The sequence below is a fragment of the Arthrobacter oryzae genome, from assembly GCF_030718995.1.
Taxonomy (GTDB): domain Bacteria; phylum Actinomycetota; class Actinomycetes; order Actinomycetales; family Micrococcaceae; genus Arthrobacter; species Arthrobacter oryzae_C.
Window position 1 is genome coordinate 3763876 of record NZ_CP132204.1, and the last position, 24143, is coordinate 3788018.

The 24143-nt window shown below is 65.5% G+C and carries 24 protein-coding genes and 2 pseudogenes; 11 read left to right on the top strand and 15 right to left on the bottom strand.

The window, feature by feature from the left end; all coding sequences use genetic code 11:
• Nucleotides 1–121 precede the first annotated feature (121 nt).
• The 4 genes from Q8Z05_RS17145 to phnE are packed head-to-tail and all read left to right on the top strand — an operon-like array spanning nt 122 to nt 3907.
• Entirely contained in the window at nt 122–1348 is a 1227-nt protein-coding gene (locus Q8Z05_RS17145) for a TIGR03364 family FAD-dependent oxidoreductase (protein WP_305940781.1), read from the top strand.
• 53 nt (nt 1349–1401) lie between these two features.
• Nucleotides 1402–2316, top strand: coding sequence for a phosphate/phosphite/phosphonate ABC transporter substrate-binding protein (locus tag Q8Z05_RS17150; protein WP_305940782.1), 915 nt, complete (start codon nt 1402–1404; stop codon nt 2314–2316).
• Nucleotides 2316–3080, top strand: coding sequence for a phosphonate ABC transporter ATP-binding protein (locus Q8Z05_RS17155; protein ID WP_305940783.1), 765 nt, complete (start codon nt 2316–2318; stop codon nt 3078–3080). Before Q8Z05_RS17150 ends, Q8Z05_RS17155 begins: the two co-directional genes overlap by 1 nt.
• Nucleotides 3077–3907 (top strand): phosphonate ABC transporter, permease protein PhnE, encoded by an 831-nt coding sequence (phnE, locus tag Q8Z05_RS17160; RefSeq protein ID WP_305940784.1) that lies wholly within the window; start codon nt 3077–3079, stop codon nt 3905–3907. The genes Q8Z05_RS17155 and phnE overlap by 4 nt, the downstream gene beginning before the upstream one ends.
• Before the next feature lie 28 nt (nt 3908–3935).
• Here the strand turns inward: phnE and Q8Z05_RS17165 are convergent, their stop codons facing one another.
• The 3 genes from Q8Z05_RS17165 to Q8Z05_RS17175 all read right to left on the bottom strand — a co-directional run bounded on the left by Q8Z05_RS17165 (nt 3936) and on the right by Q8Z05_RS17175 (nt 5192).
• Entirely contained in the window at nt 3936–4364 is a 429-nt protein-coding gene (locus tag Q8Z05_RS17165) for an SRPBCC family protein (protein ID WP_305940785.1), read from the bottom strand.
• A 79-nt stretch (nt 4365–4443) separates the two neighbouring features.
• A complete protein-coding gene (locus Q8Z05_RS17170; RefSeq protein ID WP_305940786.1) occupies nt 4444–4680 on the bottom strand; it encodes a hypothetical protein in 237 nt (78 codons plus the stop codon).
• A gap of 245 nt (nt 4681–4925) precedes the next feature.
• Nucleotides 4926–5192: a hypothetical protein gene (locus Q8Z05_RS17175; protein WP_305940787.1), complete on the bottom strand. Its 267-nt coding sequence runs from the start codon at nt 5190–5192 to the stop codon at nt 4926–4928.
• Nucleotides 5193–5505: 313 nt separating this feature from the next.
• Here Q8Z05_RS17175 and Q8Z05_RS17180 point away from each other — a divergent pair, with 313 nt between their 5' ends.
• The 3 genes from Q8Z05_RS17180 to Q8Z05_RS17190 all read left to right on the top strand — a co-directional run bounded on the left by Q8Z05_RS17180 (nt 5506) and on the right by Q8Z05_RS17190 (nt 7402).
• Nucleotides 5506–6135: a GNAT family N-acetyltransferase gene (locus tag Q8Z05_RS17180; RefSeq protein WP_305940788.1), complete on the top strand. Its 630-nt coding sequence runs from the start codon at nt 5506–5508 to the stop codon at nt 6133–6135.
• A 463-nt stretch (nt 6136–6598) separates the two neighbouring features.
• The gene (locus Q8Z05_RS17185; protein WP_305940789.1) at nt 6599–6766 is read left to right on the top strand and encodes a hypothetical protein; all 168 of its coding nucleotides are present in this window, start codon (nt 6599–6601) and stop codon (nt 6764–6766) included.
• A 144-nt stretch (nt 6767–6910) separates the two neighbouring features.
• Complete coding sequence (locus Q8Z05_RS17190) at nt 6911–7402, top strand: universal stress protein (RefSeq protein ID WP_305943607.1); 492 nt, start codon at nt 6911–6913, stop codon at nt 7400–7402.
• Nucleotides 7403–7588: 186 nt separating this feature from the next.
• Here Q8Z05_RS17190 and Q8Z05_RS17195 read toward each other — a convergent pair.
• Nucleotides 7589–7825 (bottom strand): annotated as a pseudogene (locus tag Q8Z05_RS17195) (SRPBCC family protein); the annotation flags it as partial.
• A gap of 127 nt (nt 7826–7952) precedes the next feature.
• Nucleotides 7953–9464 carry a CYTH and CHAD domain-containing protein gene (locus Q8Z05_RS17200; RefSeq protein ID WP_305940790.1) on the bottom strand — a complete coding sequence of 504 codons (1512 nt, stop codon included), beginning with the start codon at nt 9462–9464 and terminating at the stop codon, nt 7953–7955.
• A 431-nt stretch (nt 9465–9895) separates the two neighbouring features.
• Here Q8Z05_RS17200 and Q8Z05_RS17205 point away from each other — a divergent pair, with 431 nt between their 5' ends.
• The 3 genes from Q8Z05_RS17205 (at nt 9896) to Q8Z05_RS17215 (ending at nt 11620) form a co-directional block, all read left to right on the top strand.
• Nucleotides 9896–10168 carry a YegP family protein gene (locus Q8Z05_RS17205; protein ID WP_305940791.1) on the top strand — a complete coding sequence of 91 codons (273 nt, stop codon included), beginning with the start codon at nt 9896–9898 and terminating at the stop codon, nt 10166–10168.
• Between the two features lie 68 nt (nt 10169–10236).
• Nucleotides 10237–11172 carry a polyphosphate kinase 2 gene (gene ppk2 / locus Q8Z05_RS17210; protein WP_305940792.1) on the top strand — a complete coding sequence of 312 codons (936 nt, stop codon included), beginning with the start codon at nt 10237–10239 and terminating at the stop codon, nt 11170–11172.
• 256 nt (nt 11173–11428) lie between these two features.
• Complete coding sequence (locus tag Q8Z05_RS17215) at nt 11429–11620, top strand: three-helix bundle dimerization domain-containing protein (protein WP_305940793.1); 192 nt, start codon at nt 11429–11431, stop codon at nt 11618–11620.
• Nucleotides 11621–11701: 81 nt separating this feature from the next.
• Here Q8Z05_RS17215 and Q8Z05_RS17220 read toward each other — a convergent pair whose 3' ends face one another.
• The 6 genes and pseudogenes from Q8Z05_RS17220 to Q8Z05_RS17245 form a co-directional block, all read right to left on the bottom strand.
• Nucleotides 11702–11839, bottom strand: coding sequence for a hypothetical protein (locus Q8Z05_RS17220; RefSeq protein WP_305940794.1), 138 nt, complete (start codon nt 11837–11839; stop codon nt 11702–11704).
• 37 nt (nt 11840–11876) lie between these two features.
• On the bottom strand, nt 11877–13547 hold the full coding sequence (locus Q8Z05_RS17225; RefSeq protein WP_305940795.1) for a phosphodiester glycosidase family protein: 1671 nt from the start codon (nt 13545–13547) through the stop codon (nt 11877–11879).
• A 268-nt stretch (nt 13548–13815) separates the two neighbouring features.
• A complete protein-coding gene (locus tag Q8Z05_RS17230; protein WP_305940796.1) occupies nt 13816–14574 on the bottom strand; it encodes a phosphotransferase in 759 nt (252 codons plus the stop codon).
• 2 nt (nt 14575–14576) lie between these two features.
• Nucleotides 14577–15176 (bottom strand): AAA family ATPase, encoded by a 600-nt coding sequence (locus tag Q8Z05_RS17235; RefSeq protein WP_305940797.1) that lies wholly within the window; start codon nt 15174–15176, stop codon nt 14577–14579.
• A gap of 82 nt (nt 15177–15258) precedes the next feature.
• On the bottom strand, nt 15259–15765 hold the full coding sequence (locus Q8Z05_RS17240) for a hypothetical protein (protein WP_305940798.1): 507 nt from the start codon (nt 15763–15765) through the stop codon (nt 15259–15261).
• A gap of 221 nt (nt 15766–15986) precedes the next feature.
• Nucleotides 15987–16484 (bottom strand): annotated as a pseudogene (locus Q8Z05_RS17245) (MFS transporter); the annotation flags it as partial.
• A gap of 1007 nt (nt 16485–17491) precedes the next feature.
• Here Q8Z05_RS17245 and Q8Z05_RS17250 point away from each other — a divergent pair.
• Entirely contained in the window at nt 17492–18769 is a 1278-nt protein-coding gene (locus tag Q8Z05_RS17250; protein ID WP_305940799.1) for an aminotransferase-like domain-containing protein, read from the top strand.
• A 79-nt stretch (nt 18770–18848) separates the two neighbouring features.
• Here the strand turns inward: Q8Z05_RS17250 and Q8Z05_RS17255 are convergent, their stop codons facing one another.
• The 4 genes from Q8Z05_RS17255 to Q8Z05_RS17270 form a co-directional block, all read right to left on the bottom strand.
• Nucleotides 18849–19091, bottom strand: a complete 243-nt coding sequence (locus Q8Z05_RS17255; protein WP_305940800.1) for a hypothetical protein — start codon at nt 19089–19091, stop codon at nt 18849–18851.
• A gap of 82 nt (nt 19092–19173) precedes the next feature.
• Nucleotides 19174–20547: an NAD-dependent succinate-semialdehyde dehydrogenase gene (locus Q8Z05_RS17260; protein ID WP_305940801.1), complete on the bottom strand. Its 1374-nt coding sequence runs from the start codon at nt 20545–20547 to the stop codon at nt 19174–19176.
• 29 nt (nt 20548–20576) lie between these two features.
• The gene (locus tag Q8Z05_RS17265) at nt 20577–22226 is read right to left on the bottom strand and encodes a thiamine pyrophosphate-dependent enzyme (RefSeq protein ID WP_305940802.1); all 1650 of its coding nucleotides are present in this window, start codon (nt 22224–22226) and stop codon (nt 20577–20579) included.
• Between the two features lie 225 nt (nt 22227–22451).
• The gene (locus tag Q8Z05_RS17270) at nt 22452–24137 is read right to left on the bottom strand and encodes an amidohydrolase (RefSeq protein WP_305940803.1); all 1686 of its coding nucleotides are present in this window, start codon (nt 24135–24137) and stop codon (nt 22452–22454) included.
• Between the last annotated feature and the right edge of the window lie 6 nt (nt 24138–24143).

Consider the following 24143-nt stretch of genomic DNA (forward strand, 5'->3'; position numbering starts at 1 on the left):
CGGCTTGAAATGGTGAATTTGCGGTGAATGAACCGCGCTCAAAGTTAAGACTCAGCAAACTTGTATATACAACAGCCGATCTGGCTTGATTCCTCTTTCCGCGACGTCCAGTGTCTACGTTGTGAAGAACGAAACGCATGAAACCAAGCCCCCCTCCGGAACAGGCGAAAGACCCGGCGCTCCCGCCGACCTCGTCATCGTCGGAGCGGGAATCATCGGCCTGGCCCACGCAGCCCACGCCGTGGCCAATGGACTGACCGTCACCGTCCTGGAGCGTGACCACCGCGCGGTGGGCGCCTCAGTGCGCAACTTCGGCCATTGCTGCATTACTGCGCAAACCGGTGAACTCTACGAACTGGCGCAGGTCTCCCGGAAGTACTGGCTCGAGTTCGCCGAACTGGCGGGATTCTGGGCCGTCGAGTCCGGTGCCGTGGTTCTGGCCCGAACTGCGGCGGAGATGACCGTCCTGGACGAACTCGCGGCCGTCCGCGAGCCCGGACAGGTGGTGCTGCTGTCCGCTGGAGAGACCCGCGAGCGGCTCACCGGAATGCCCGACGGCGGAGCCTCCGCCCCGGACGGAGGAACCATCGGTCCCAGTTGGCCGGGGCTGGTGGGCGGTGCGTTCCTGCGCGACGACCTGAGGGTTGACCCTAGGACCACGGCGGCTCGGCTGGCGTCCTGGCTGGAGCGGCAGCCCGGCGTCGAGTTCCGGTGGAATACCTCAGCTGTTGGGTTCGGCCTGGACGCCAAGGGGACGGCCACGGTGAGCACCTCCCGCGGCGAAGTCCGCGGCAGGCAGGTCCTCGTCTGTGTCGGCCATGATGTGGATTACCTGTTCCCCGCACTGGCCGCCGAGCACCGGATTGAGCGCTGCTCCCTGCAGATGTCGCTCGCCACGCGGCCGATCGGACTGGACTTGGCTCCGGCGGTGCTGACGGCCACCTCCATGCTCCGCTACCCGGCATTTACTGAGATGCCCGCCGCGGCGGCGCTCCGGGCCCAAATACGGGAGACGCGCCCCGAGCTGCTGGACATTGGCGCCAACGTGATGTTCACGCAGCGCCCGGATGGCAGCCTCATCCTCGGGGACTCCCACGACTACGACCGCACCGCCGCCCCCTTCCTCGACGAACCGGTCACGGCAATACTCAACGACGAAATCGCCCGGACACTCGGCGCGGAGCTGGACATTGTCCAGCGGTGGCAGGGCATATACGCCTCCAGCGACGTCGGGCCGCTACTGGAGCGAGAAGTCCAACCCGGCGTGACCGTGATTTCCGTGACGTCCGGCGTCGGCATGACGCTGTCTTTCGGGCTGGCACACCGGACCATCGCCCGGCTCTTCTGAACCCTCCCTGCTGAACCTCCGACTGCTCCATCCATCGCATCCCAAGGAATCCCATGAAAACCAAGCTCTTGACCGGACCCGCCGCGGCCATCGCTGTTGTGCTGGCACTCACTGCCTGCGGCGGCAACGCCCGCTCCGGCGCGGACAGCGCCAGCGCCACCTGCCCCGGAGGTGAAATAAGGTTCGGCATTGAACCCTATGAAGACCCCGCCAAACTCAAACCTGCCTACGACGTCCTTGCCGCGGCGCTCGAAAAGAAGCTCGGCTGCCCCGTCGAAGTCCAGGTCGTGGAGGACTACGCCGCCGAGGTCCTGGCAATGCGCAACGGGAAACTGGACCTGGGGCAGTTCGGTCCGCTGGGGTACGTCTTCGCCAGTCAGAAGGCCGGGGCGGAACCGCTAGTCTCCTTCGGCACCGCGGGGAAGGAACTCAGCTCCTACACAGCCGGTATCTGGGTGGCGAAAGACAGCCCGATCACGGACATCGCCGGCCTCAGGGGCCAGTCCCTGGCCCTGGGCAGTGTGGGGTCCACGTCCGGGGATGTACTTCCCCGTTTCGGGCTCCGTGAAGCGGGCATAGCGGATGCCGACCTCAAGATGGACTACACGGGCGGCCACCCCGAGGCCCTTCTCGCCCTCAAGAACGGCAAAGTCGAAGCGGCCGAAATCAACTCCCAGACCCTGGCCACCGCCAAGTCCGCCGGGACCTTCAACCCGGAGGACTTCCGCAGGATCTGGACCTCGGACCCCATCCCGAACGATCCCATCACCGTCCGCGGCGACGCAGACCCTGCCTTCAAGGAAGCAGTCAAGGCCGCCTTCCTGGACCTCGATGCAACCGACATCGCCAAAGTAGGCGAATTCCTCGACGTGACCCCTCCCGGTCCCCTCCTGCCCGTGACCAAGGAAACCTATGCGCCCTTGTTCGAGTTGGCCAAGACCATGGACCTCTCCGAAGAGGACCTCTGATGCAGACTCCACTCCTCAGCGTCACGGGGCTGAGCAAGTCTTTTGGCGGCAGACCCGTACTCAAGGGCGTCGATTTCGACCTCAGGAAAGGTGAACTGGTCGCCTTCCTGGGGGCCAACGGCTCCGGTAAATCAACGACCCTCCGCTGCGTCATGGGCATCTCCCGGCCGGACGCCGGATCCATCAGTATCGACGGCGTGAATCTTGCCGACCTGCAGGGCCGCGCGCTTCAGCAAGCCACCCAGCGGACAGCCATGATCTTCCAGAAGATCCACCTGGTCCCGCGCCGCTCAGCCCTGGACAACGTCTGCGCCGGCGCCCTGGCCAGGGTCCCCACCACGCGGTCGCTAAGTCCGCTGTTCTATCCCGCTGCCATCCGGCAGGAAGCACTGGAATGCCTGGACCGGGTAGGGCTGGCGGACCGTGCGCTGGACCGGGTGGGACGGCTGTCCGGCGGCCAGCAGCAGCGCGTTGCCGTTGCCCGCGCCCTGTGCCAGCGCGCAGATATCGTCCTGGCCGACGAGCCGGTCTCGGCCCTGGATCCACACGCCGCCGAACAGGTCATGGCTCTGCTGAGGGACCTCGCCCACAGAGAACAGCTGGCCGTGGCCGCCGTCCTCCACCAGCCGGACCTTGCCCTGCGGTACGCGGACCGATCGATCGGCCTGCTCAACGGCACCATGGCGTTCGACCTCCCCTCGGCCAATGTCAGTTCCGCGCAGCTGGACGATCTCTACGCCCCGGACCGGAGGCTCGCCGCATGACCCCGAACACCCTCACCGGGAATTCGGGCGGCCCGGACGCCAGGCTGCTGAAGAGGCCCACACGATGGGTGACGGCGGCGGGCGTCACTGCCGTCGTCGTCGTCCTCCATCTTTTCGCCTTCGAAGGGACGGGCTTCCAGCCCGGACTGCTCGTGGACGGCTGGAAGGGCATGGCGGCGTTCGTCGGCGATGCCTTCCCGCCGGACCTCGACTGGGAACGGACGGTTAAACCTGGCCTCGACGCGACACTGGTCACGCTCTGGATCGGGCTGCTGGGCACCACCATGTCAGTGCCCTTCGCGCTGCTGCTGGCCGTGCTGGCGGCCGACACCACCACCCCGCACCGGATGATCTACCAGGCAGCACGTTCCGTTCTGTCCTTCTTCCGGGCAGTACCGGACATCGTCTTCGCCCTGATCTTCGTCACGGCCGTCGGCCTGGGTCCTTTCGCCGGCGTACTGGCGCTGATCTGCCACAACACCGGTGTGATGGGCAAGCTGTGGGCGGAATCCATGGAGGAGATCGACGACGGCCCGCAGGAAGCGCTGCGCACTGCCGGAGCCAGCCGGATCCAACAGGTGGCCAATGCCACGCTGCCCATGGTGGTTCCCCAGTTCGTGGGGCTCCTGCTGTACCGCTTCGACGTCAACGTCCGGTCATCGCTTGTGCTGGGGCTGGTGGGTGCAGGCGGCATCGGACTCCTCATCAACCAGGCCATCAAATCCTTCCAGTTCGACGCCATGCTCACGCACATCATCATCGTGCTGGTGCTGATCATCGCGGTGGACCAGTTCTCGGCGTGGATCAGGCAGCGCCTGGCGGCCTGAACCCCGCTGTCGACGGGATGCGGGCCGCCTAAAAACTCCGGTCGAGGAGCTCGGCGCGCTTCGTGACGGCGCCCACCAATTCGTCCAGGTTCCGGGCAGTCCCTGCGTTCGAAGCTCGGAGGAGCCTGGCCAGGGGGCCGCTGTATTCTTCCGTCACCGTCAGGCGGGTCCGCCCGTCCCGTGGCGCGAGGGTGAACGTGCGGATCCGTTTTCGCAGGCCGAGTGGCGGGCCGCTGGTCAGTGTCATGGCTTCGCCCGGTATTTGCCTGACGCGGAGGCGGACGGTTCGCCCGCCGTTGTCGGTGGTTTTGATCCGAACGGTTCCTCCGTCGCGAAGCTCACCATGGATGGCGGCTATTCCGGACTCCCACACCGTGAGGTTCCCTGTGTCCGTGATGACGTCCCAGACAATCGAGGTCCGCGCACTGATCATCGCCACCGACTCAAAATATTCCACTAGCTCAGAGTAGACAAGAGAATCCCTTCCGGCGGCCGAGACCTTCCGGGCGTGATGGAATTCACCGCCGTAGGCGTTGCTACGCGGCGGGACCTGCCGACAGGTCCTCGGCCATGGAGTCGTCGGCACGGCCTGCCTCGACCACGACCGGCATTGAGGGCACCCCGATGAGAATCATCGGCTGTTCGGGCTCATCGTCCAATTCCAAGGTCACGAGGTCTGCATCGTGTTGCGATGATAGGACGCGGAAGCGGCTGCGCTGGAGTATCAGGACATCGCCGGGGCGTACGGCCTCAAGCTGAGTTCCTTGGTTCATACCGCTGTTCATTGTGCCGTGGCCTTTCTCTCCGTCCCGTTTCCCAGAGTTTTCCGGGACGGGAATGACTGGAGCCGCCAACGGCCTGCTTCATCACACGGCAAGGTACAAGTCCATGATGGCAAGGCAACGAAGTCAAGGAGGCGCGCCGGTGGGGGCTGCCGGTTCAGGAGGCGACCAGCGGTGTGGAGGGTCGGCGTCGTATTTTTGTTTGGTTTCAAGGCTCCGGGTGGAGGTCATGATGGTCAGGCGTCTGCCCCGGCGGCGCCTTCCAGCGTGGACGGGGCAAAGATGGCTGCGGCGACGTCGTCGCGGAGGTAGTACTGGCGTCGTTCCAGCGGTACCAGGCTGCCGCGGACCACATAGTAGCCGCGGCCTTCACCGGGTCCGCCGGCGGCGCGGTCAATGGCATCAAGCATGTCCGGCTCCAGCAACTGGCCCGGTCCGCGTTCCTGCAGAAGTGCCAGGTCTTCGGGCTGAAGGGAGCTGAGGAGCCCCTGAATATCTGTCATTGTCCGCATCCTTGCCGGCACCGCTGGACCGTAGTGTGGTTCCCCCCCGTTCGCGGGCGTGTCCGGGGGTGCCTTGACCGGTTGCGTCCATCCCGATTGTAGGACCCCGCGAACGGCCCGACCAGACCTTGTTTTCGGGCAGCACGCGAGCTATGCGGCCCAGCCGGCCAGCGCTGTGTGGCCCGCCGTCTGGAGGGCGTGAGAGGTTACAGAACGGTTCCCGGACTTGCTCACCGAAAAATCGCCCTGCGTTCATTCGGCGTTCGTCCCCGTCCCGGATGCTGTCCGGACGATCCCTCATGGAAAGGTCACAATGACGCTTCGCCTGCCCCGCGCCCTGCCGACGTTACGCACTGTCACAGGCCGCTTCGTTCTGTCCCCGTTCGGCGCCGGCGACATCCAGGCGCTGGCCCATATCCTCGCCAATGACGATATTTGGGCCACCGGGTTCGGTGACGGGCACCGCCGTCCGCTCTCGCACGACGAGACGGTCCGCTTCATCAGCAGGCGCCATGAGGGGCTTCGGATCTTTGCGGTCCACTACATGGGCCTGCCCGGCGGTCCGCTCTTTATCGGCACCACTGGCATTACCGAGACCCATGCTCCGACGGAGCGCGTGAAAATCGGCCGGACCATCATCAGCCCGGCGTTCTGGGGCATGAAAGCCAACCTTGAGGTGAAGATCGCCCTGCTCGACTGGGTGTTTTCCCACGGCGCAGGGCGTGTCGAATGCGATGTCGATCCTCGAAACCACAGGTCCATTTCGTCCCTCAGGCGGTTCGGATTCACTGTCGAAGGCACCCGCAGGCGTTCCTCGCAACGGATTGACGGGTCCTGGCGGGATATCGTCGTGCTGTCGTTGCTCACGGAAGAGTGGTCCACCATCAGGACAAGGGCTGTCCTTTCCCTGGGCGAACTGAGTGGTTCCCCTATTAGCCTCTGAGTCCAAGGATGCACGGGGTCTCTGGCAGCTTCCCGGCAACCCGTCAGCGTTGGGGCGACAGCAGCGGGGAGTTCGGCAACGCCCGTGGCTTGGGAACTGGCCGGGGCAGAAGCGGATAGATTTCCTGAGCCGGCGACGGCGGGTTTGTAGGGATGGATTTTCCATGACATCGCCTAGAAACAGCGGCGTCCAGCAGCCTGCTCATGGCAAAGGAGAGGCCTGCGCCGACAAGCCGTTGCTCGAAGCCCGGGCCGGCAAGGTCTCGTGCTCGCCGGACAGGCGTACACCTGGCATTGAAAAATCACGTGGCGGAAACTTCCGGGCAACCTGGGGCGTGCACTCTGTGACAAGGGAACGCTTCGGAAAGGACGCGCTCATGAATGTAGCTGAGAAGAGAATCGTGACTTCCTGCCGTGAGCTGATGGACGGCGATAGAATCGAGGCCCGGTACAGGGAGGCTCTAATGCACCGGGGACGGATCACTGAGCGGATGCCCGGGCACGGGTTGTTCTGGATCATGGATGAAGTCACCGGCGGCCGCAGGCTGCTGGACATGGCCGAACTGGACATCGTCCTTCTGCAGGCGGCGCCCAATGCCGAAGCCGCCGACATCGGGCCGAACGCCGCGTAACTCCGGCACCGACAGCAGCCAGAGGCATCGGGCCCGGGCTTCCATTGGGGGAGCCCGGACCCTGTACGGCATGAACGTGTGCCGGGGCGAGGGGGGCACGTTTCCTTGCCTCCAACGCCTGGACCAACCACTGTGAGGTACCGGATGGACTTCTCGTTGGACCCTGGAGAGCCGGCATGGGGGGACGGGCCTGTCGTGTTTGGTGTTCCTTGGGCGTGCTCGGCGCCGCAGGTCAGGGCGGCGGCTCGTTTCGCCCGTTCGGTGGAAGCGCATTTGGTGTGTGCGTACGTGGACCCGGCGGGTTATTTGGCGGAATGGGATCCTCCGCGGTCCCGCTATGCGGCGTCGCTAGACCCGGCACGCAATGTCGAGGCTTTGTTCCCCGCCGCGGAAGTGAAGGAGGGCATCGTGCAGTGTCTGGGACCACCCGGGGACCGTTGGTCTTTCCGGGTGCTTAGCGGTGCGGTCGCACCGGCCCTTGCCCGTCTCGCGGCGAGCACAGGAGCGTCCCTCCTGATCGTCGGCGGTCCCCGGTCCGGCGTCCTCGCCGCACTGCAGCGCGTGGTGGAGGGAGCCGTTCCGGATGAGCTGCTCCGGATCCAGGACCGTCCGGTGCTTATCCTCCCGGCAGGGTAGTCCGGGCTGTCCGGTCAGTTCGGCTCGTTGCTTCCCGGCCCTGACGTAGCCGGCGAAGGAGTCGTCCCGGTCCTGACCTGTGTTTCCGATGAGCACGGAGAGCGGCCCGATGGTTTCTTCCTGCACGCGTAGGTGCGTCATCGCGGCCTGGGAGGATAGGGTGAAGGTCAGTACGCACTTGAACAGTCCCAAGGGCAGGCCGCGGGTCCAGGTCATGACCTCGCCTGGTATCTGTTCCACACGCAGACGGTGTTTACGGTTACCGCTGGTGGTGCGGATCCGGATGGTGCCGCCGTTGCGGACCTCACCATCGATCTCGGTGATCCCCGAGTCCCACACGGGGTAATTCCCGGCATCCGTGATGATGTCCCAAACGGTCGAACTGCGGGCGTTGATCACGATCGCCGCTTCAAGGATTTGCATGGCCCACACAGTAGCCGCCGCCTCCTGCCGAACGACTGGCGTTGGCCGACTTGCAGGTGAACATCACACGACCGTGGCGACACCTCCGGGAAACAGGCCTTCCCGGCGTGCCCCTCGGGAGGTCGGTCTAGAGGCGGCGGCCACGGGTCTCCTTGCGCAGTTTCCGGTACGTTGCCTCGGTTTTCGCAGCTGTTTTGGCCTCCTTTTCGATCAGGGCCGTGAAGACGGCGGCGGTTCCGGCGGCCAGGTCCGGGGCGGCGGCGAGCCGGTGCAGGAGTTCGCGGGCAACCACGGTGTCCTGGTGGTCGCCGAGAACACTTTGGATCCGGTGGCTGCCCTTTTCCAGGACACGTGCCCGTTTCCCGTGGATGGCGGTGACGGACTCTGCGGCGTGCCGGAGCCGTTTGGCGTCTTTGCGGACCTGGTGAAGCGTGGCCTCGTAACTGGCGGTCCCGGTTGTCTTTTTGGCGGCCCGGTGGGCCCGGTCCAGGCGGCGGGCGGCCTTGTTCACCAGCCGTGCGCTGGTCTTGTGGGCTGGCTTGGAGGCCTTTGACTTCACGGGCGGGTCGTCGCGGAAGCGTTCCAGAGCGGTCAGGATCCGGTAATAGCGCGGCGTGTTCAGCGTTGCGAGGGCGCGCTGGTAGCCGGTGTTGTACAGGGTGCCGAGTTCGTGTTCGATCTGTCCCAGTGCGGGGCCGGAAGCCTGCGCTTCGGGCAGGGCGTGCAGGTTCGCGAGGATCCGCTCACGCATGACCTCGGCGTCCCGGGGACGGCCCAGGATCCGTCCGAGCCGCTGCAGTTCCCTTTCCAGCCCGACGACGGCGCCCTTGGTAAACAGGGGCCGGTAGGTCCGCAGCACGGACCGGATCCGGCGGGCGGCGGAGCGCATCTGGTGGACAGAGTCCGGGACGCCCTGCCGTACTCCGGCATCATGGGTGAGGAGTTCGTTGATCTGCGCGCCCACATAGGTGGTCGCGACGTCGCGGACGGGTCCCTTCTTCCGTTCCGGCCGGGGTCCGGCGGCGCGGGGTGCGGGCCATGACTGGCCGAGGGCACGGGCGAGTTTGGCGGTATGGGCTGACGGTGCGGCCCCGGCAGCCTCCAGTGCCGGCTGCGCGGCGGTGAAGAGTTCCGGAGTGGCGTGGACGAGTTCGAGTTCCCATTCGCGCCAGTGCGTTTCCGGACCCAGGTTACGCAAGGGGACGGCGTGGACGCGGTCATCGGTGAAGTCGGCGAGGTGTTCCCCGCCGGACCCGTGCAGCCGGTAAGTGCTTCGCCGGGTCGAGAGGCGGGCCACGGGCGAGAGTTTCTGGCCGCGGATGAAGACGGCGAGGTGGTCGAGCAGTTCGGCCGGGACGTGGTCTGGCTGGCCGAGGGGTGCCTGGAGTTCCCGCCGGCTGTCCGGCCCGATGGGCAGTTTCAGGTGCCAGCCCTGGTCGCTGCCGCCGGTGCGGCGGCGCAGCGTAATGCCCCGGGCTGCGAGGTCCAGCCCGGCGGTGTCATAGTAGACGGCCTCCAGGAACGTCTCCGCGGGCTCTCCGGCCTGTTCGACGCCGGCAATGTCCGCGAAGACCGGGACCCGCGCGGTGTGGCCCGTGTCGTACTTACGCTCCGTTTCGGTGCTGTCCGGGGATGCCATGATGCTCAGGCCCTCAGGGCCGTGCGGCGGGCGGTGGTGGCCGCAGGGATGTTCGTCATTAGTGCCTGTCCTTGCCGGGCGCTATGGCAAAGGCCGGGGCAGGGCGCCCCTCGTGTCCCGGTTGTGCACCGATTCTAGGGCCGGACCGTGTGGCGGGGCCAGTGCCGTTTGCCCGGGTCACTAGCGGGCGGACGCATCCGGGTAAAGGGCCGCAGCGTCGCGAAAAAGTCAACGAGCGTCCGTGGCGGGGCGGGCAGGGCAGCCCCGGGCAACTGGGGGAGGTGGATTGGCGCCGTGCCATTCTGTCCCGGGCGGACGAGGCCACGCTGCCCGGACCCTAAGTTGTGCGGAGATGACGGGTACCGGCCTCGGGTCATCCACGCAGGGTCTGGTCGCCCCTTGTTGAGCCTGTCTGGTGAGGATGGTCGACGTTGGAGCAGTTTACCTGGCAGGACCGATCTCGCCCGCAGCAGAAGGACGAGCAAATGGCAGGCAAATTCGAATTGTACAAAGACAAGGCCGGCGCGTTCCGGTTCCGTCTCAAGGCCGGCAATGGTGAAGTCATCGCCACCGGCGAGGCCTGCAAAACCAAAGCCGCCGCCCTCAAAGGAATCGAATCCGTGAAAAACAGCGCCAGCGGCGCCACCACGGTGGATCTGACCGTGGCCTGGCCTAGGTTGGGCGGGCATGCCGGGCCGAATTGACCTGCCTGGCATGCCTCTGGTCCTGTTAGACTGCGGGCGACATTTCGAGGCGCCATAAGGAGGCCCGGATGGTGGAGGCAGACAGACCGTGGACCCCTGAGGACCAGTGGTGGGTCAGGGACAACCTTCGGCACGCCATTGACCGCCTCGTCGAGCTGGGATACAACGTCCGCGGCGGACAAGGCGAGGACCCGGAGCTGATCGACCCCGGTGGCTCCGCCGTTGAGACATGGCGGGAGGACTACCCCTACGACGACCGGATGACCCGCGAGGCATACGAGGCCGAGAAATACCTCCTGCAGATCGAACTGCTCAAATTCCAGTACTGGGGCCAGGACCACGGCCTCAAAAACGTGATCGTCTTCGAGGGCCGCGACGCGGCCGGCAAAGGCGGCACGATCAAGCGCTTCACCGAGCACCTCGATCCCCGCTCCGCCCGGACAGTCGCCCTCGGTAAACCCTCTGACCGTGAACAGGGCCAGTGGTACTTCCAGCGCTACATCCAGCACCTGCCCACGGCCGGTGAAATCGTGATGTTCGACCGGTCCTGGTACAACCGTGCCAACGTCGAACGCGTCATGGGATTCTGCACCGAAAAGGAATACGAAACCTTCATGGGGCAGGCACCCCTGTTCGAGCAGATGCTGGTGGACTCCGGGATCCACCTGAACAAGTTCTGGTTCTCCGTGACCCGCCACGAGCAGCGCACCCGCTTCGCCATCCGCCAGATCGACCCCGTCCGGCGCTGGAAACTCTCGCCCGTCGACCTTGCCTCCCTGGACCGGTGGGAGGCATACACGGACGCGAAGGAACAAACCTTCCTCCGCACCGACACGGACCACGCACCCTGGATCACCATCAAATCCAACGACAAAAAGCGCGGACGGATCAACGCCATGCGCTACTTCCTCAACCAGTTCGACTACGACGGCAAAAACACCGCAGTGGTCCACGACCCCGACCCGCTGATCGTGCGCCGCGGCCGGATAGCCGTCGGCGACTGACCTTCAGCCGCGGACTCTGTTCGACCGGGCCTGCCAGCAGTCGCCCTCCAAATACGCTCACCGAACGGCACGATATGTCGATCCCGCCGGCCGGAGGAGGAGGCGCGACTGCAGATCATGGATGAAGGCCCCGCGACAGCGGGACCTTCATCGCCTGCTGATGTCCGCAGGATGATGGGCAGGTGTAGGCCGCTAACCCCGCCCGGCAAAAAAATCCAGTCTTGTATCCGGGAATGGCCGGCCCGAAACTCTCCCAATGGGAGTCATCGAAGAATTGCGGGCACTTGATCATGTCGTGGACCGGCTCGCCGAAAAGTATCCGGCGGTGCCGCGGCAACACATCGAAGACCTCGTCGAGCAGGAACACCGAACGTTGGACACCGGCAGGGTCCGTGACTATGTTCCGATCCTGGTCGAACACGCCGTCAAGGACCGGCTAAGACAGTAGCTGCCCGCGTCCCGAGGCTTCTCCGCCCAGATACAAGGAAGCCCCTGCCCAGTGAAGGGGAAGGGGCTTCCAGCGGCCTGGCTATTGGTCAGCTTGTTGCCAGCGCAGATGCACGGGGGTAAGGGTGTCCCGCTTGGACAGCCGGCACTTCTGGGCGCTGATCTTGCGGTCGTGGGTGACCACTTCGCGGCCGTCCTTGGTGACTTCATGGTTCTCCAAGGTTTTGTGATGGGTACGCGTTTTGGCCTGTGTCGGTCTACGGCTTGCGGCCGGGCAAGACGAGGAGTGCGTCGCCGACCGGGCGTTCACCGGCCGCGTCGGACGGGGAGTTTACGACCTGGCCGCTCTGGACCATCGTTGTTGATCCGCCGCCGTCCAGGTTGATCGCGTTGACCATGCCCAGCGAGCGGGCGACGTCGGCGGATTCTTTGATGCTCAGTCCGAGAGACGTCGTCTGGCGGCCGTCGGCGGTGACCAGGAGGGTACGTCCCTGGGCGTCAACGCCTGCAATGGTGCGCGGATTCCGCTTGTGCACCCACCCGTAGAAGAAGGAGTTACCGTCTCCGGTGCGGACCATGCCGTCGCGCTTGGCGGTCACGTTGAGCTCTCCGTTTTGGACCAGCGTCGGTCCGCCGTTGACCACGTCGGTGGTGGCGCTGGTCTTGAGGGGTTTCCCGCCTTCGTTGAGCAGAGCCGTGTTGACCGTCAGCTTGGAGCCGGGCCTAGCCAGGGCTGAGAGCTTGTCGACCTCCGCTCCGGTGGCTTGCAGTGTGTGGCCTCCGGCCGGGACAGCGGCGCCCCGGGTGTTGTTGAGGGCGGTGACCGTGCCATGGGCGTCGAGGACGGCTTCGAGTCCGGGACCGGACGGCGTTTTAGCGCCGAACTCCGCGGTGAAGGCGACGATCTCGTTTGCGTCGGTGCAGGTGAAGTCGTGCAGCGGCAGGTTCGTCGGAGTGTCGTCGGTGCCGCCGCAGTTGCGGATGAGGCCCGGCACGCGGTTCAAACCGTCCAGGGCGAGCTCTGCCGTGTTGCCGGGGGCTGTGACTGTGCCGTGCCAGTGCAGCCGCTGGATGGAGGTCTCGTTCTTGGCGCCGATGATGAGGGAGGGCCGGTCCCCGATGGGTTCGCTGAGGACCTTGCCGTCGTGCACCGCGGCGCCCGCCGGATCGCCCGGGGCTCCGGCGGCGGGGTCCATGACGAAGTAGCCGCCGTTGGTCGCTGCAAGAGCGCCCGAGGCGGCCGCTAGCTGGCTGGTCTTTTCCCGGTCTTCGAGGTTGGGGCCGAAGGAGGACGTAAGGTCGCCGCGGAATTCCTTGGGGTCAATGGTGAGGACCTCCAGCTTCCAGGGCCCACGGTCGTTCTCGCTGGAGCCTTCATCGCCGTCCCAGCCGGTGTAGATCACTGAGGATTTGTAGCCCGTCGCCTGGATCTGGGCCACAGTGGCGGCGCCGTCGGTTTTGGCCGTGAAGTGGCCGGCACGCACGCGGTAGCCGAGATCCCCGCCGGCGTCGGCCAGCTGCGGTGACTGGACGTGCTCAACCCGTGCAACGACACCTGCGGCGGTGAGCTTGTCGGCGACTTCTTGGGCTTTTGCCTGGGTGGACAGCGCTGATGCCGGCGCGTCCGGATCCGGGGAAGTGGATGGAACGGCAACCTCAGCGGTCCAGAAGAAGTCCTGGTTTGGGGTTCCCCGGGTGATGGACGTTCGAGTCAGGCCGGGGGCCAGGGTGGTGACAGTGCTGGACTCCGGGAGGCCGGGAGCGCCCAGATCGAGCTTGGCGGACGGGTCAGGGGCGACGGCCGCAGCCTGGTGTGAGGTGCCCGGCGCCGCTGTGGACGCGCCAACAGGGGCAAGGAATGTAATCGGCAACGCCACCGCCACGGCGGTGATGGAAGCTCTGCGGAAACGATGATTGGGTGTGATCATGACCGAGACCCTACGGTGCCGGGTACGCGGGTTCCCTCTCACATGGCGCAGTTCACGTTGTCTTCGCCGTCTGTTCACGGCGGATCCCACACTCGCTTCAGTGCTGTTGGGCTAACTGCCCGCACAATCTCACAAAGGCTAGCTTGATAAGACCCGGGCACGACCCCGGAAATTCGGGATTTTAGGGGCAAAAAGTGTGAATCGCAGCGATAAGTGGCGGGAATCTTGCAGCGCTAAATGTCGCCCTTGGTGATCGTAAGCCGATCCGTTAACGTGTCGATGGGAGGAGCGCTTCGACCCAGATGCGTTGGTGCTGTCTCGCGTATTGAGTAGCGGCTCTCCAGTGGTCGCCGTGCCCATTGGCATACATGGTGCCCCATGGTTCCTGACCTGCTTCGTGAGAAGAGCTTAGGAGGTCGTACATGGCTGCGGCCCGGCGATGCATTGCGGCGGGGAGGCCGGCACGCAGGCCAGGGTCTGCTGCATAGCCATCCACGAAGGCTGCGAGATTCTGTGCCGCTTCTTTGGGAGCCTTCTGGGTGTTGGAGAGCGTGAAGGCTTGGGCGGCGTAGGCGAGATCCCAAAGTCGGGTGCTCGGCGCGGCAGCGTCCCAGTCGATAAAGGCCCATCGTTCACCGATGATGAGGTTCCACGGGGCAAGGTCATTGTGGCAGATTAGCTCTTCGCCGGGGCTGGGAATCGCCGTGATCCACACCGCGCCAGGGTCGGGCGTGAACGCTTCGCTCGCGTTGTGAATAGCTCGCACCATCGCTCCGACCCTGCCGAGTTCCGAATGCGTGAGCGGATCCGAATCGAGCGCAAGCCGCCCCGGCATGAACTCGGTGACCTGCCTGCCCTGGGCATCTTGGCCGAGGGCAGCGGGGACATCGACCCCCGCCTCGCGCACTGCGGTCATGAACGCCAGGACATTAGGGGTTGCATCGGTCCACGGCTTGCTGACTGTTGACCCCACACGCACAACGACGCCGCTGGCGTTGCCTCCGCTGAGTATTTCCTCGTCTTTCACGGCTAAAGACTAGTTTTCGACAGACGGGTGTCCGAACGCTGACCTTTGGCGGCCACGATGTCGGATGTTGTGTGCCGTTGGTGGCTAAGGACTGCATCCGCGATCTGCTGCGCGGCTTGGTTCGCGGTGATGTGAGTGGTGTCGATGACCTCGGCTTCATTGTGGAGCCAAGCATGGGCCGCTTCGGCGTACGGTTCCAGGTACGCGAAGCGGAACGTCGACGGGCCGAGGTCCGTATCGTTCTGTATACGGTCGCGGAGTGTGGCCTGGTCGGCGTGGAGCACAAAATGCTGGATCGGTATGCCGTGGGCGCTCAACCCCTCGCTGATCTCCCGCCAGTAGCTCTCCACTAGGACAGTCATCGGCATCACGAGTGTGCCGCCGGTGTACTCGAGCACCCGCCTGGCGGTTTCGACGACGAGCGTCCGCCACGGGTCCCAGTGCTGGAAGTTATCCGTCGCCGGAAGTCCGGGCTTTATGTCCATGAGTACCTCACCGAGTTTTTCAGCGTCGAAGACGCGGGAGCCGGGGAGCAACTGCTGCACGAGCGCGCTCGTCGTTGTTTTTCCCGCCCCGTGAGTGCCGTTGAGCCAGATAATCATGGACCGAAGCCTAGCGCCAAAGACGTTTCCTTCCCCGCACGGCCGACAGCCGGGCATGAGCCCTTGGAGAAGGACTGCTGGGCTAGCTTGCTTCTGTCGGGAGTGCAGAACGCATCTGCAGACAGAGCCCGACGAGCACTGCTGTAGCGAGGCAGAGGCCGGCGTTGATGCTGATGGCCGGTAATACGGCGTCCAGGACCTGCTGCGGGGCGTTACCGTTACCGTGGAGTAGGGATGCGGCGATGATGGTGCTCATGACGGGGATGCCCATGGTGATGCCTATCTGCTGGCTCATGGTTGTCAGCCCGGTGGCGAGGCCTTGTTCGGTGTCCGGCAGCCCGGTGGTGGCGGTGACCATGAAACCGACGATGGCGGCGAGGTTGGCGACGCCGCCGATGAAGGTTCCGATCAGCACGATGATCAGGGAGGCCCGGCTGGTGTTGATGAAGAGCAGGGATCCGGTGGCGGCGGCCTGGATGGTGAGGCCGAGGATGATGGTGTTTTTGTTGCCGAGCCTGCCGATGAGCTTTGGCGCGGCCAGGCCGCCGACGGGGGTGCCGGCGCCGAGCACGGCGAAGGCCAGCCCCACCCCGAGCGGGGTGTAGCCGAGGACCTGCTGGAGGAAGAGGGTGAGGACGAAGACCAGGGAGGTTCGGCGGCGAACGCGAGGATCCCGGCGATGTTGCCCCAGGCGATGTTGTTCGGGCGCAGGATGGTCACGGGGACGAGGGCGTGTGCGGTGCTCTTTTCGATGAAGTAGAACACGATGAACAGTGCCGCGCCGGCGGTCAGGGAGCCCCAGGCCAGCAGGTCGGCCCGCCCCCTTTCGCTGGCCGTGGTCAGGCCGAAGACGAGGGCGAGCAGGGCGGCGGTGACGCTGACTGCGCCGGGGACATCGAGCTTTGTCCTGTTCCCGCGGGCGGATTCGGTCAGGAGTTTCGGCGCCAGGATCAGAACGAAGGCCGCGACGGCGGTGTTGATGAAGAACGCCCACCGCCAGGAGAGCAGGTCCGTCAGGAGGCCGCCGAGGATCGCGCCGGTGGTGAATCCGGCGGCCATGAGAGAGCCGTTCAGGCCCAGGGCCTTGTCCCGCAGCGGTCCTTCGGGGAAGGACGTCGTGAGCAGGGACAAGGCGGCCGGGGTCACAGCGGCGGTGGCCAGGCCCTGGGCGACACGTGCCGCCGACAGCCCGGGATCGGTGGCGAGGCCGCCGAGAAGGGAACCGATCCCGAGCAGCGCCATGCCGGAGATGAAGAGGCGTTTGCGGCCGAAGAGGTCAGCGACCCGGCCGAAGAACAGGGTGAACAGGGGATCCCGAAGAGATGAAACAGAAAATCGGAGCCGAGTGAGCCTGTAGCTCGGATTCGATCTGGCTGGTCCGAAGTCCCGCTCAGGATCAAGTGTGTTTCATGGCAAAGGAGCGCCGCACGCTGTCCATGCGGGGTGCAGCCGTTTGGGTGGAGATCTTTGGTGGCGAAATTGGGGTGTGGACAATGTCCACACTTATAGCTTCGGACTGCGCCGTACATGGGTCGGGTCGGGCCGGATTCCGCATGATTTCACGGTTCCCAGTTTTCACAAGGGCGGGAATACGGTTCGAGTCCCACCTCGGGCACGCATAACCCCTCGTCAGAGGGGTTTTTGCTTTAATGTGTGGACATTCATCCTCGACGCGTCCCCTGACGCTGTTCGCGGTCTGGGCCTGGCGCCGCGGTCGCCTATTCGGTTGCAGGTGTGTGGGATCCGGACTCTTCTTCCGGAGCGGTCCAGGCTTTGGTTGACGTCATCGACGCTCATTCCGCTGAACACAGCGATGAGCACGCTGGCGGCACTGGCGTCGTGGACGAAGTAGTCGGCCGTTGCGGGCACCGGTGTGTCTGTCAGATTTGTGGGTCGTTCTGATACACGGAGTCACCGCTGGGTTTGAGGGTCCGGAGTGCAACTTGGGGGACCGGGAGCGGTTCAGAGTTTCGAGAGGAAATAAGCGACGGAGGAGCGCCGAACGAAACCTTGAATCGAGTCCGGCGCGGAGCGCCCTGGTTGCGTGGAAGACCCGCCCAGCGATGATGGGGATCAGAATGACTAACAGCGAAGTGGTTTCTGGTGGTTCAGAAGAACGGCGGCGCGCCCAAGCTACGGTCGCCTCGGGTGACGCGCAACGACGGCGCTGGCAGGGTGCGACTTGCTCCAGTTCGGCTGCCGCGGGGAGAGTAACCTTATGCCGTCTCGGTATGCCCATCCCCGGACTTTGGTCTTAGACAGCATCAGCGGGGCGGCGCAACACTGGAAGGATACTCGCGACCGAAAGGTATCTCATGTCCGTATCAGTGGAAATTTCCGCAGGATTTGCCAACTCGTCCGGTGACATCAGCGTCCCCGCCCGGCAGCAGCACCTCGCACAGCGCACCCTCGCCGCACGACCCTCGGAAGTCCGCAAAGTGTTCAGGGCTGCCCAGCGTCCCGGCATGATCTCCTTCGCCAACGGCGCCCCTTACCTCGGTGCCCTACCCTTCGACCGGATCGCTGCTGACGCCCAGCGGATCCTGCTCGACAGCGGCGAACGCTCCTTCCAGTACGGCGCCAGCGACGGCATTCCTGAGCTCCGTGCCCACATTTCCGAACTCATGAAACTCGAGGGCATCACGGCCGGTCCGGACCGGGTCATCGTGACCTCCGGTAGCCAGCAGGCCTTGGACGTCGCCGCCCGCGTCCTCGTCAACCCAGGCGACGTGATCTTCGCGGAGGCCCCGTCCTACGCCGGCGGCATGGCCGTGTTCACCAGCTATGAGGCCGACATTGTCCACGTCCCCATGGACGCCGACGGCCTGATCCCGGCGGAACTCGAACGGCTCATCGGCGAAGTCCGTGCCGCGGGCAAGACCGCACGGGGCCTGTACACCATTCCCAACTTCCAGAACCCCGGCGGCGTGAACCTCTCCGCCGAACGCCGCAGGCAGGTCGGCGAGCTGTGCCGCAGCAACGACCTGCTGATCTTCGAGGACAACCCCTACGGGCTTTTGGGTTTCGACGGGGAAACCATGCCTGCCATCCAGCCCGGTTTCGAGGACATCACGCTGTACTTTGGCTCGTTCTCCAAGATGATTGCGCCTGGCCTGCGCGTGGGCTGGGTCCTGCCGCCGGCGTCGCTGTACGGCCACCTGCTCAATGCAAGCGAAACCTCGCAGCTCAACCCCTCGGTGTACTCGCAGCAGCTCATCAGCGCTTACCTGGACGATCCCGCCTGGGAAGACAAGCTGGCCGAATACCGGGCCATCTACCGGGAGAAGTTCACTGCCCTGGTGGAAACACTCTCTATGGTCATGCCCGCCGGCACCACTTGGAACCGGCCTACCGGCGGCTTCTACCTTTGGGTGAAGGTCCCGGCCGGGATCGACACCGAAGCGCTCGTCTACGACTGCATCGAACACGGCGTGGTGTACGTCCCAGGCACCGCTTTCTACACGAACGGCAGCGGCCACAGCGAACTGCGGATGTCCTTCTGCCTGCCGTCCCTGGACGACATCCGCAAGGGTGCCGCCATCCTCGGCAAGGTATTCAGCGCTGCCGTTGCGGGAGCAGCAACCCCGGATTAGTCGCACTTTGAAGCAACAACGTGAGGCGCCCCCAGAGCTCTGGGGGCGCCTCACGTATATGTGGGTATTTCAGATCGGATTACACAGTGGCCGGGGCGGCTTCCGTATGACGTCCAAAAAAGATCTCGAATGAATCGAAATCGATCAGCCGTCGGGTGCCGGTGACGGTGTCCTGAATCCAGAACACTCCCAATTCCGGGTGGGCTTCTTCGATGTGGCCCCGGTGGTGAACTTTGTGGTTCTGCCGTGCCTCGATGAGATCACCAAGGCAAAGGTGGCTGAAGTCGTAGGACCGGAACTTGTCGGAGGGGAGGGCGGTCATGTGGGGTCCCTTCGGAGTGGGGGTGGGTGTCTGGGGCCGTGCGTTGTGGTTCTGCCGCTTTTTCATCGGGGATTCCCGCCGCCTACTTCGCGGTACGGATTAGCTTCCGGTTCACGAACTCATCCATGCCGTATTTGCCCAGTTCGCGGCCCACGCCGGAGCGCTTGATGCCGCCGAAGGGCAGCTCGGCAGCGGTGCCGGGGGCTTCGTTGATGTACACCATGCCGGCATCCAGCCGGTCGGCGATCTCCGCGGCCTTCTCCGGGTCGGTTGACTGGATCACGGCGCCCAGCCCGTAGACGGAGTTGTTGGCCAGCTCCACGGCCTCATCCTCCGAGGACACCCGGTACAGCACTGCCACCGGCCCAAACAGCTCCTCTGAGAAGGCACGCATGTCCTCGGTGACGCCGGCCAGGACCGTAGGTTGGAACCAGGATCCCGGCTGCTCCAGCCGCCCACCGCCGGTGAGCACCGTGGCGCCCTTCGCGACGGCGTCGTCCACCTGCTCCGCCAGCCCGTCCAAAGCGGCTGCGGAGGCCAGTGGCCCTATAAACGTGTCCGCCTCGGTGGGGTCACCCACCTTCACGGAGGCCACGGCACCCACGAACTTCTCCACGAACCGGTCGTACACCGCGTCCGCCACGATGATCCGTTTGGCCGCATTGCAGGCCTGGCCGGTGTTGCCAAAGCGGCCGAACAGGGCGTGCGTTGCCGCCCGGTCCAGGTCCGCGGAGTCCAGCACCAGGAACGGGTCCGAGCCGCCGAGTTCGAGCACCACCTTCTTGAGGTTCCGGCCGGCGATCTCCGCCACGGCGGACCCTGCGCGCTCCGAACCCGTCAGGGACACGCCCTGCACGCGGGGGTCGGCGATGATGTCCGCCACCTGACCGTTCGTGGCGAAGACGTTGACATAGGCGCCTTCGGGCGCGCCGGCGTCGCGGAAGATCTGCTCCATGGCCAGCGCGGATTCCGGGCATTGCGGGGCGTGCTTGAGCAGGATGGTGTTGCCGTTCATCAGGTTGGGCGCGGCGAACCGGGCCACCTGGTAGTACGGGAAGTTCCACGGCATGATCCCCAGCAGTACGCCCAGGCCGTCCTTGCGGACAATTGCCGTGCCGCCAGCCGCGACCTCCAGCTCCTCGTCCTCGAGGAAGGCCGGGCCGTTCTCGGCGTAGTACCGGTAGATGGACGCCACGATGTCCACCTCGATCTGCGCCTGGAAGACGGGTTTGCCCATCTCCCGGGTGACAATGCCGGCAAGCTCGTCGCAGCGCTCGGTGTACAGCTCGGCCACGCGGCCCAGCAGCTTCACCCGGTCCGCCAGCGCCGTGCGGTTCCAGGCCTTGAAGGCGGCGTTGGCGGTGGTTACTGCGGCGTGGATCTGCTCATCGGTGGCGGTGGGGTAGGCCTTGACGGTCTCCCCGGTGGCCGGGTTGGTGACGGCATAGAGGCTCATGATGTGCTCCTTCAGTCGGGTTGGATCGGTTAGGGGAGGGCGATCGCGGGGTCGGTGATGACGTGGATGATGGCCGGGATGCGCTGGTCCTGGACAGCTTTAAGGGAACGTTCGACGGCGATCGCGGCCTGGTCGTCGCTGGTCACGGTTTCGCCGTGCCCGCCGAAGGCGCGGGCGTAGGCCGCGAAGTCGGGGTTGGCCAGCTGCGTGCCGCTGACGCGGCCCGGGAAATGGTGCTCCTGGTGGTCCCGAATGGTGCCGTACTGGCCGTTGTCCATCACGATGATGAGCATCGCGGCGCCGTACTGCACTGCCGTGGCGAACTCCTGGCCGTTCATCAGGAATTCCCCGTCGCCGGCGATGGCCACGGCCAGGCGATCCGGGCTCTGCAGTGACGCGGCCGCTGCCGCCGGCACGCTGTAGCCCATGGAACCGTTGCGCATGCTCAGCTGCGACGGGAACACGTTCGTGGGCAGGTACCGCTGTGCCCAGGCGCAGTGGTTGCCGGCGCCGAAGCTGTATACAGCGTCCTGAGGCAGGCGCCGGACCAGCTCGGACACCACGGCGCTCATGTGGCCGGTGCCTTCACGGGTTGCCGGAAGAGACGCCACGTCCGGCAGTTCGCTGAACGCAGCCTGCGCGGCCCGGCCGGCGGCGCGCCAGGAGTCCCAGTGTGCAGCCTTGCCCAGGCGCAGATTCTTGACGGCGGCGGCGAAGGCCACCGGGCTGGCCAGGATGTGGGCCGTCACGGCGCCTGAGCGTCCCCGCAGGGAACTGTCGATGTTGACGACGATGTTCGTTGCGTCCAGTGACTGCCGCAGGGTGTAGCCGTCGGTCGGAACGTCTGTGGGCACCGCGCCGATGGCCAGCAGCACGTCGGCCTCGGCGAATATCCGGGCGGTCTCCGCGGTGCGGCCGTAGCCCAGGGCACCGACGAACACCTCGGAATTGAACGGGATGCGGTCCGAGGCGCGCCAGTCCTGGATGACCGGGATGCCGTTGGCTTCGGCGAAGGTGGTGATTGCTGCTGCGGCGGTGGGGGTCCAGCGTTGGCCGCCGATGAACAGGGCGGGCTTCTCTGCGCGGGCCAGCGCGGTGCGGACCAGGTCCAGCTCAGCCAGGGACACTGCCCCTTCAGCCACGGCGATGGGCGCGTGCAGGCCACCGGTGAACTCGTGGGTGATGACGTCTTCCGGCAGGCCGACGATCACGGGACCGGGGCGCCCTGACTTGGCGGCGAAGAATGCTTCGGCCACCACCTCAGAGGCCCGGGAGGCTTCGTCGAGGACAAGGACGCGCTTGGCCTGGGTGCCGAACCACGCTTTGGGGTCGAATTCCTGGAAGGACTCGCGCTCTCGGTCCGCGACGGGGATCAGGCCCACGAACAGGACCATGGGGGTGGCGTCCTGCCAGGCGGCGTGGATCGCGACGAACGCATTGGCGGCTCCGGGTCCGCGGGTCACCATGGCCACACCGGGTTCGCCGGTGAACTTGCCGTGGGCTTCGGCCATGTAGGCGGCGCCGCCTTCCTGGCGGCAGACAACCGTTTCGATGTCGGCTCCGTGGAGTCCGTCGAGAACGGCCAGGTAGCTTTCTCCCGGGACGGCGAATACACGGTTGACGCCATGCAAGGCCAGGGAATCAACGATCGCCTGGCCGGCGTGGGTTGTGGTCTTCAAAGTAGTGCTCCTTTACAGAGTGGCCAGGATCTGGCCGTCGGTGGCGGCGGGCTGCAGTGCCGGTGCCAAGGGTTTCCTCAAGTATTGGCAACCAAGTTCATGCTGTCTAATACATATAAAGTTCAAATCAGATAACCAAAGAGCATGGACAATGTCGGCGGCAGACACCGCAGCGGTGGGGGCCAGCGAGTGCCCCGCTGCGGCCGCCTCCGCGGCGCGTCAGCGCTAAAGGCTGCCGTGCACCAGTTCGCCGCCCAACACGGTGGCCTTGACGCGGACATCGCCGATGTCCTTCGCCGGCACTTTGTAAATGTCCTCTGTCAGTGCCACGAAGTCGGCCAGCATGCCCGGTGCCAGCGACCCCTTGTAGTGCTCTTCGTGCACCGCATGCGCACTGCCCACGGTGTAGGCGCGCACGGCCTGGGCCACGCTGATGCGTTCCTCCGGAACGAAGTCAGCCCCAGAGGACGTGCGACGATTCACCAGATCATGGATGTTCAGCAGGGGGTCCCCTGACACGACTGGTGCATCCGAGCTGGCAGGGATTTCGATGCCGGCGTCAAGCAGGGACTTCACCCGGTAGGCGAGGCGCGTTCGCTCCGGCCCCAGCGCCCGGGCCGCGCCGTCACCGAGTTCGCTGATGAAGCGGCCCTGCGGTACGGGGATCAGGCCCAGGGATGCCAGCCGTTTGATCTGGTCATCGCCGGCCACGTTGACGTGTTCCACCCGGTGCCGGGCATCCGGGCGCGGGTAGAGCTGCTGGGCTTCCTCGAAGATGTCCAGCACCACATCCAGTGCGGCATCGCCGATGGCGTGCGTTGCCACCTGCCAGCCCGCGCGGTGTGCGCCGATGACGCGGCGGCGCAGCTCCTGGGCCGGGAACTGCAGGAGCCCGCGATTGCCTGCCGGCTCGCTGGCCGCGTGCTGGTAATCGCAGCACATGAACGCGCTGCGGCCGATCAGCGAACCATCGGACAGGATCTTGGCCGGGCCCAGCCGGAGCCATTCGTCGCCGAAGCCGGAGCGCATGCCCAGGTCCAGGCCCATCCGGGAAACCTCGCCGTTAGCAGCGTCCACGTCCCCGTCCCCGGCCCCATCGGCGTCGCCCAGCCCGTGCAGGGTGGTCAGGTACGGCATCACCGTGGCCCGCACGCCAAGTTTCCCGACATCCCGCGCGGCCTGGTAGCCGGCAATATCGGACAGGCTGTGGCCAATGTGCTGCGGAGCGCCCAGGCCGGGCTCCGTGATGCTGGTGACGCCAAGTTCCAGCAGGGCGGCGCTGCCTGCGCCCACCATGTCGGCAACATCCTCCACGCCGGGGCCGGGAATGGCGTCCATAACCAGTGCCCGGGCCGTTTCCTGAAGCAGCCCGATGGCCCTGCCGGCAGCATCGGCGGGTGCCGCCCCGCCGTCGGGCGCGGTGACATTGCGGCGGCCGGGATAGCCTGCCCGTTCGAAAGCGGCCGTGTTGGCCACCCCCATGTGCCGGGAGTTGTGCATCAGCCACACCGGGTGGCCGTGGCTGACGGCATCTAGCTGCTCCGCCGTAGGGTGCTGGTTGCCCAGATGGTTTTGGTCGTAGCCGGCACCCTGGACCCACGCCCCTTCCGGCGCGGCCAGGCAGGCGCGCTCCACGGCGGCCAGCAGTTCGTCCATGGTGCCGCATGCGGCCGGCCGGAGGTCGGCCTGGACCAACGACTGGCCCACGTAGCTCAGGTGGCAGTGGGCATCATTAAAACCGGGGACGACGGCGGCGCCCCCCAAGTCGAAGACGCCGCTGAAGAGCGAGGCGGGCAGGTCGTTATCGAGGCTGACAATGCGCCCGTTGTGGATCCCTACGCTGTGGGCATGCGGACGCCGGCCGTCTTGGGTGTAGAACGATCCGTTGGTGTACAGCGCGTCCAGGAACATGCGGTT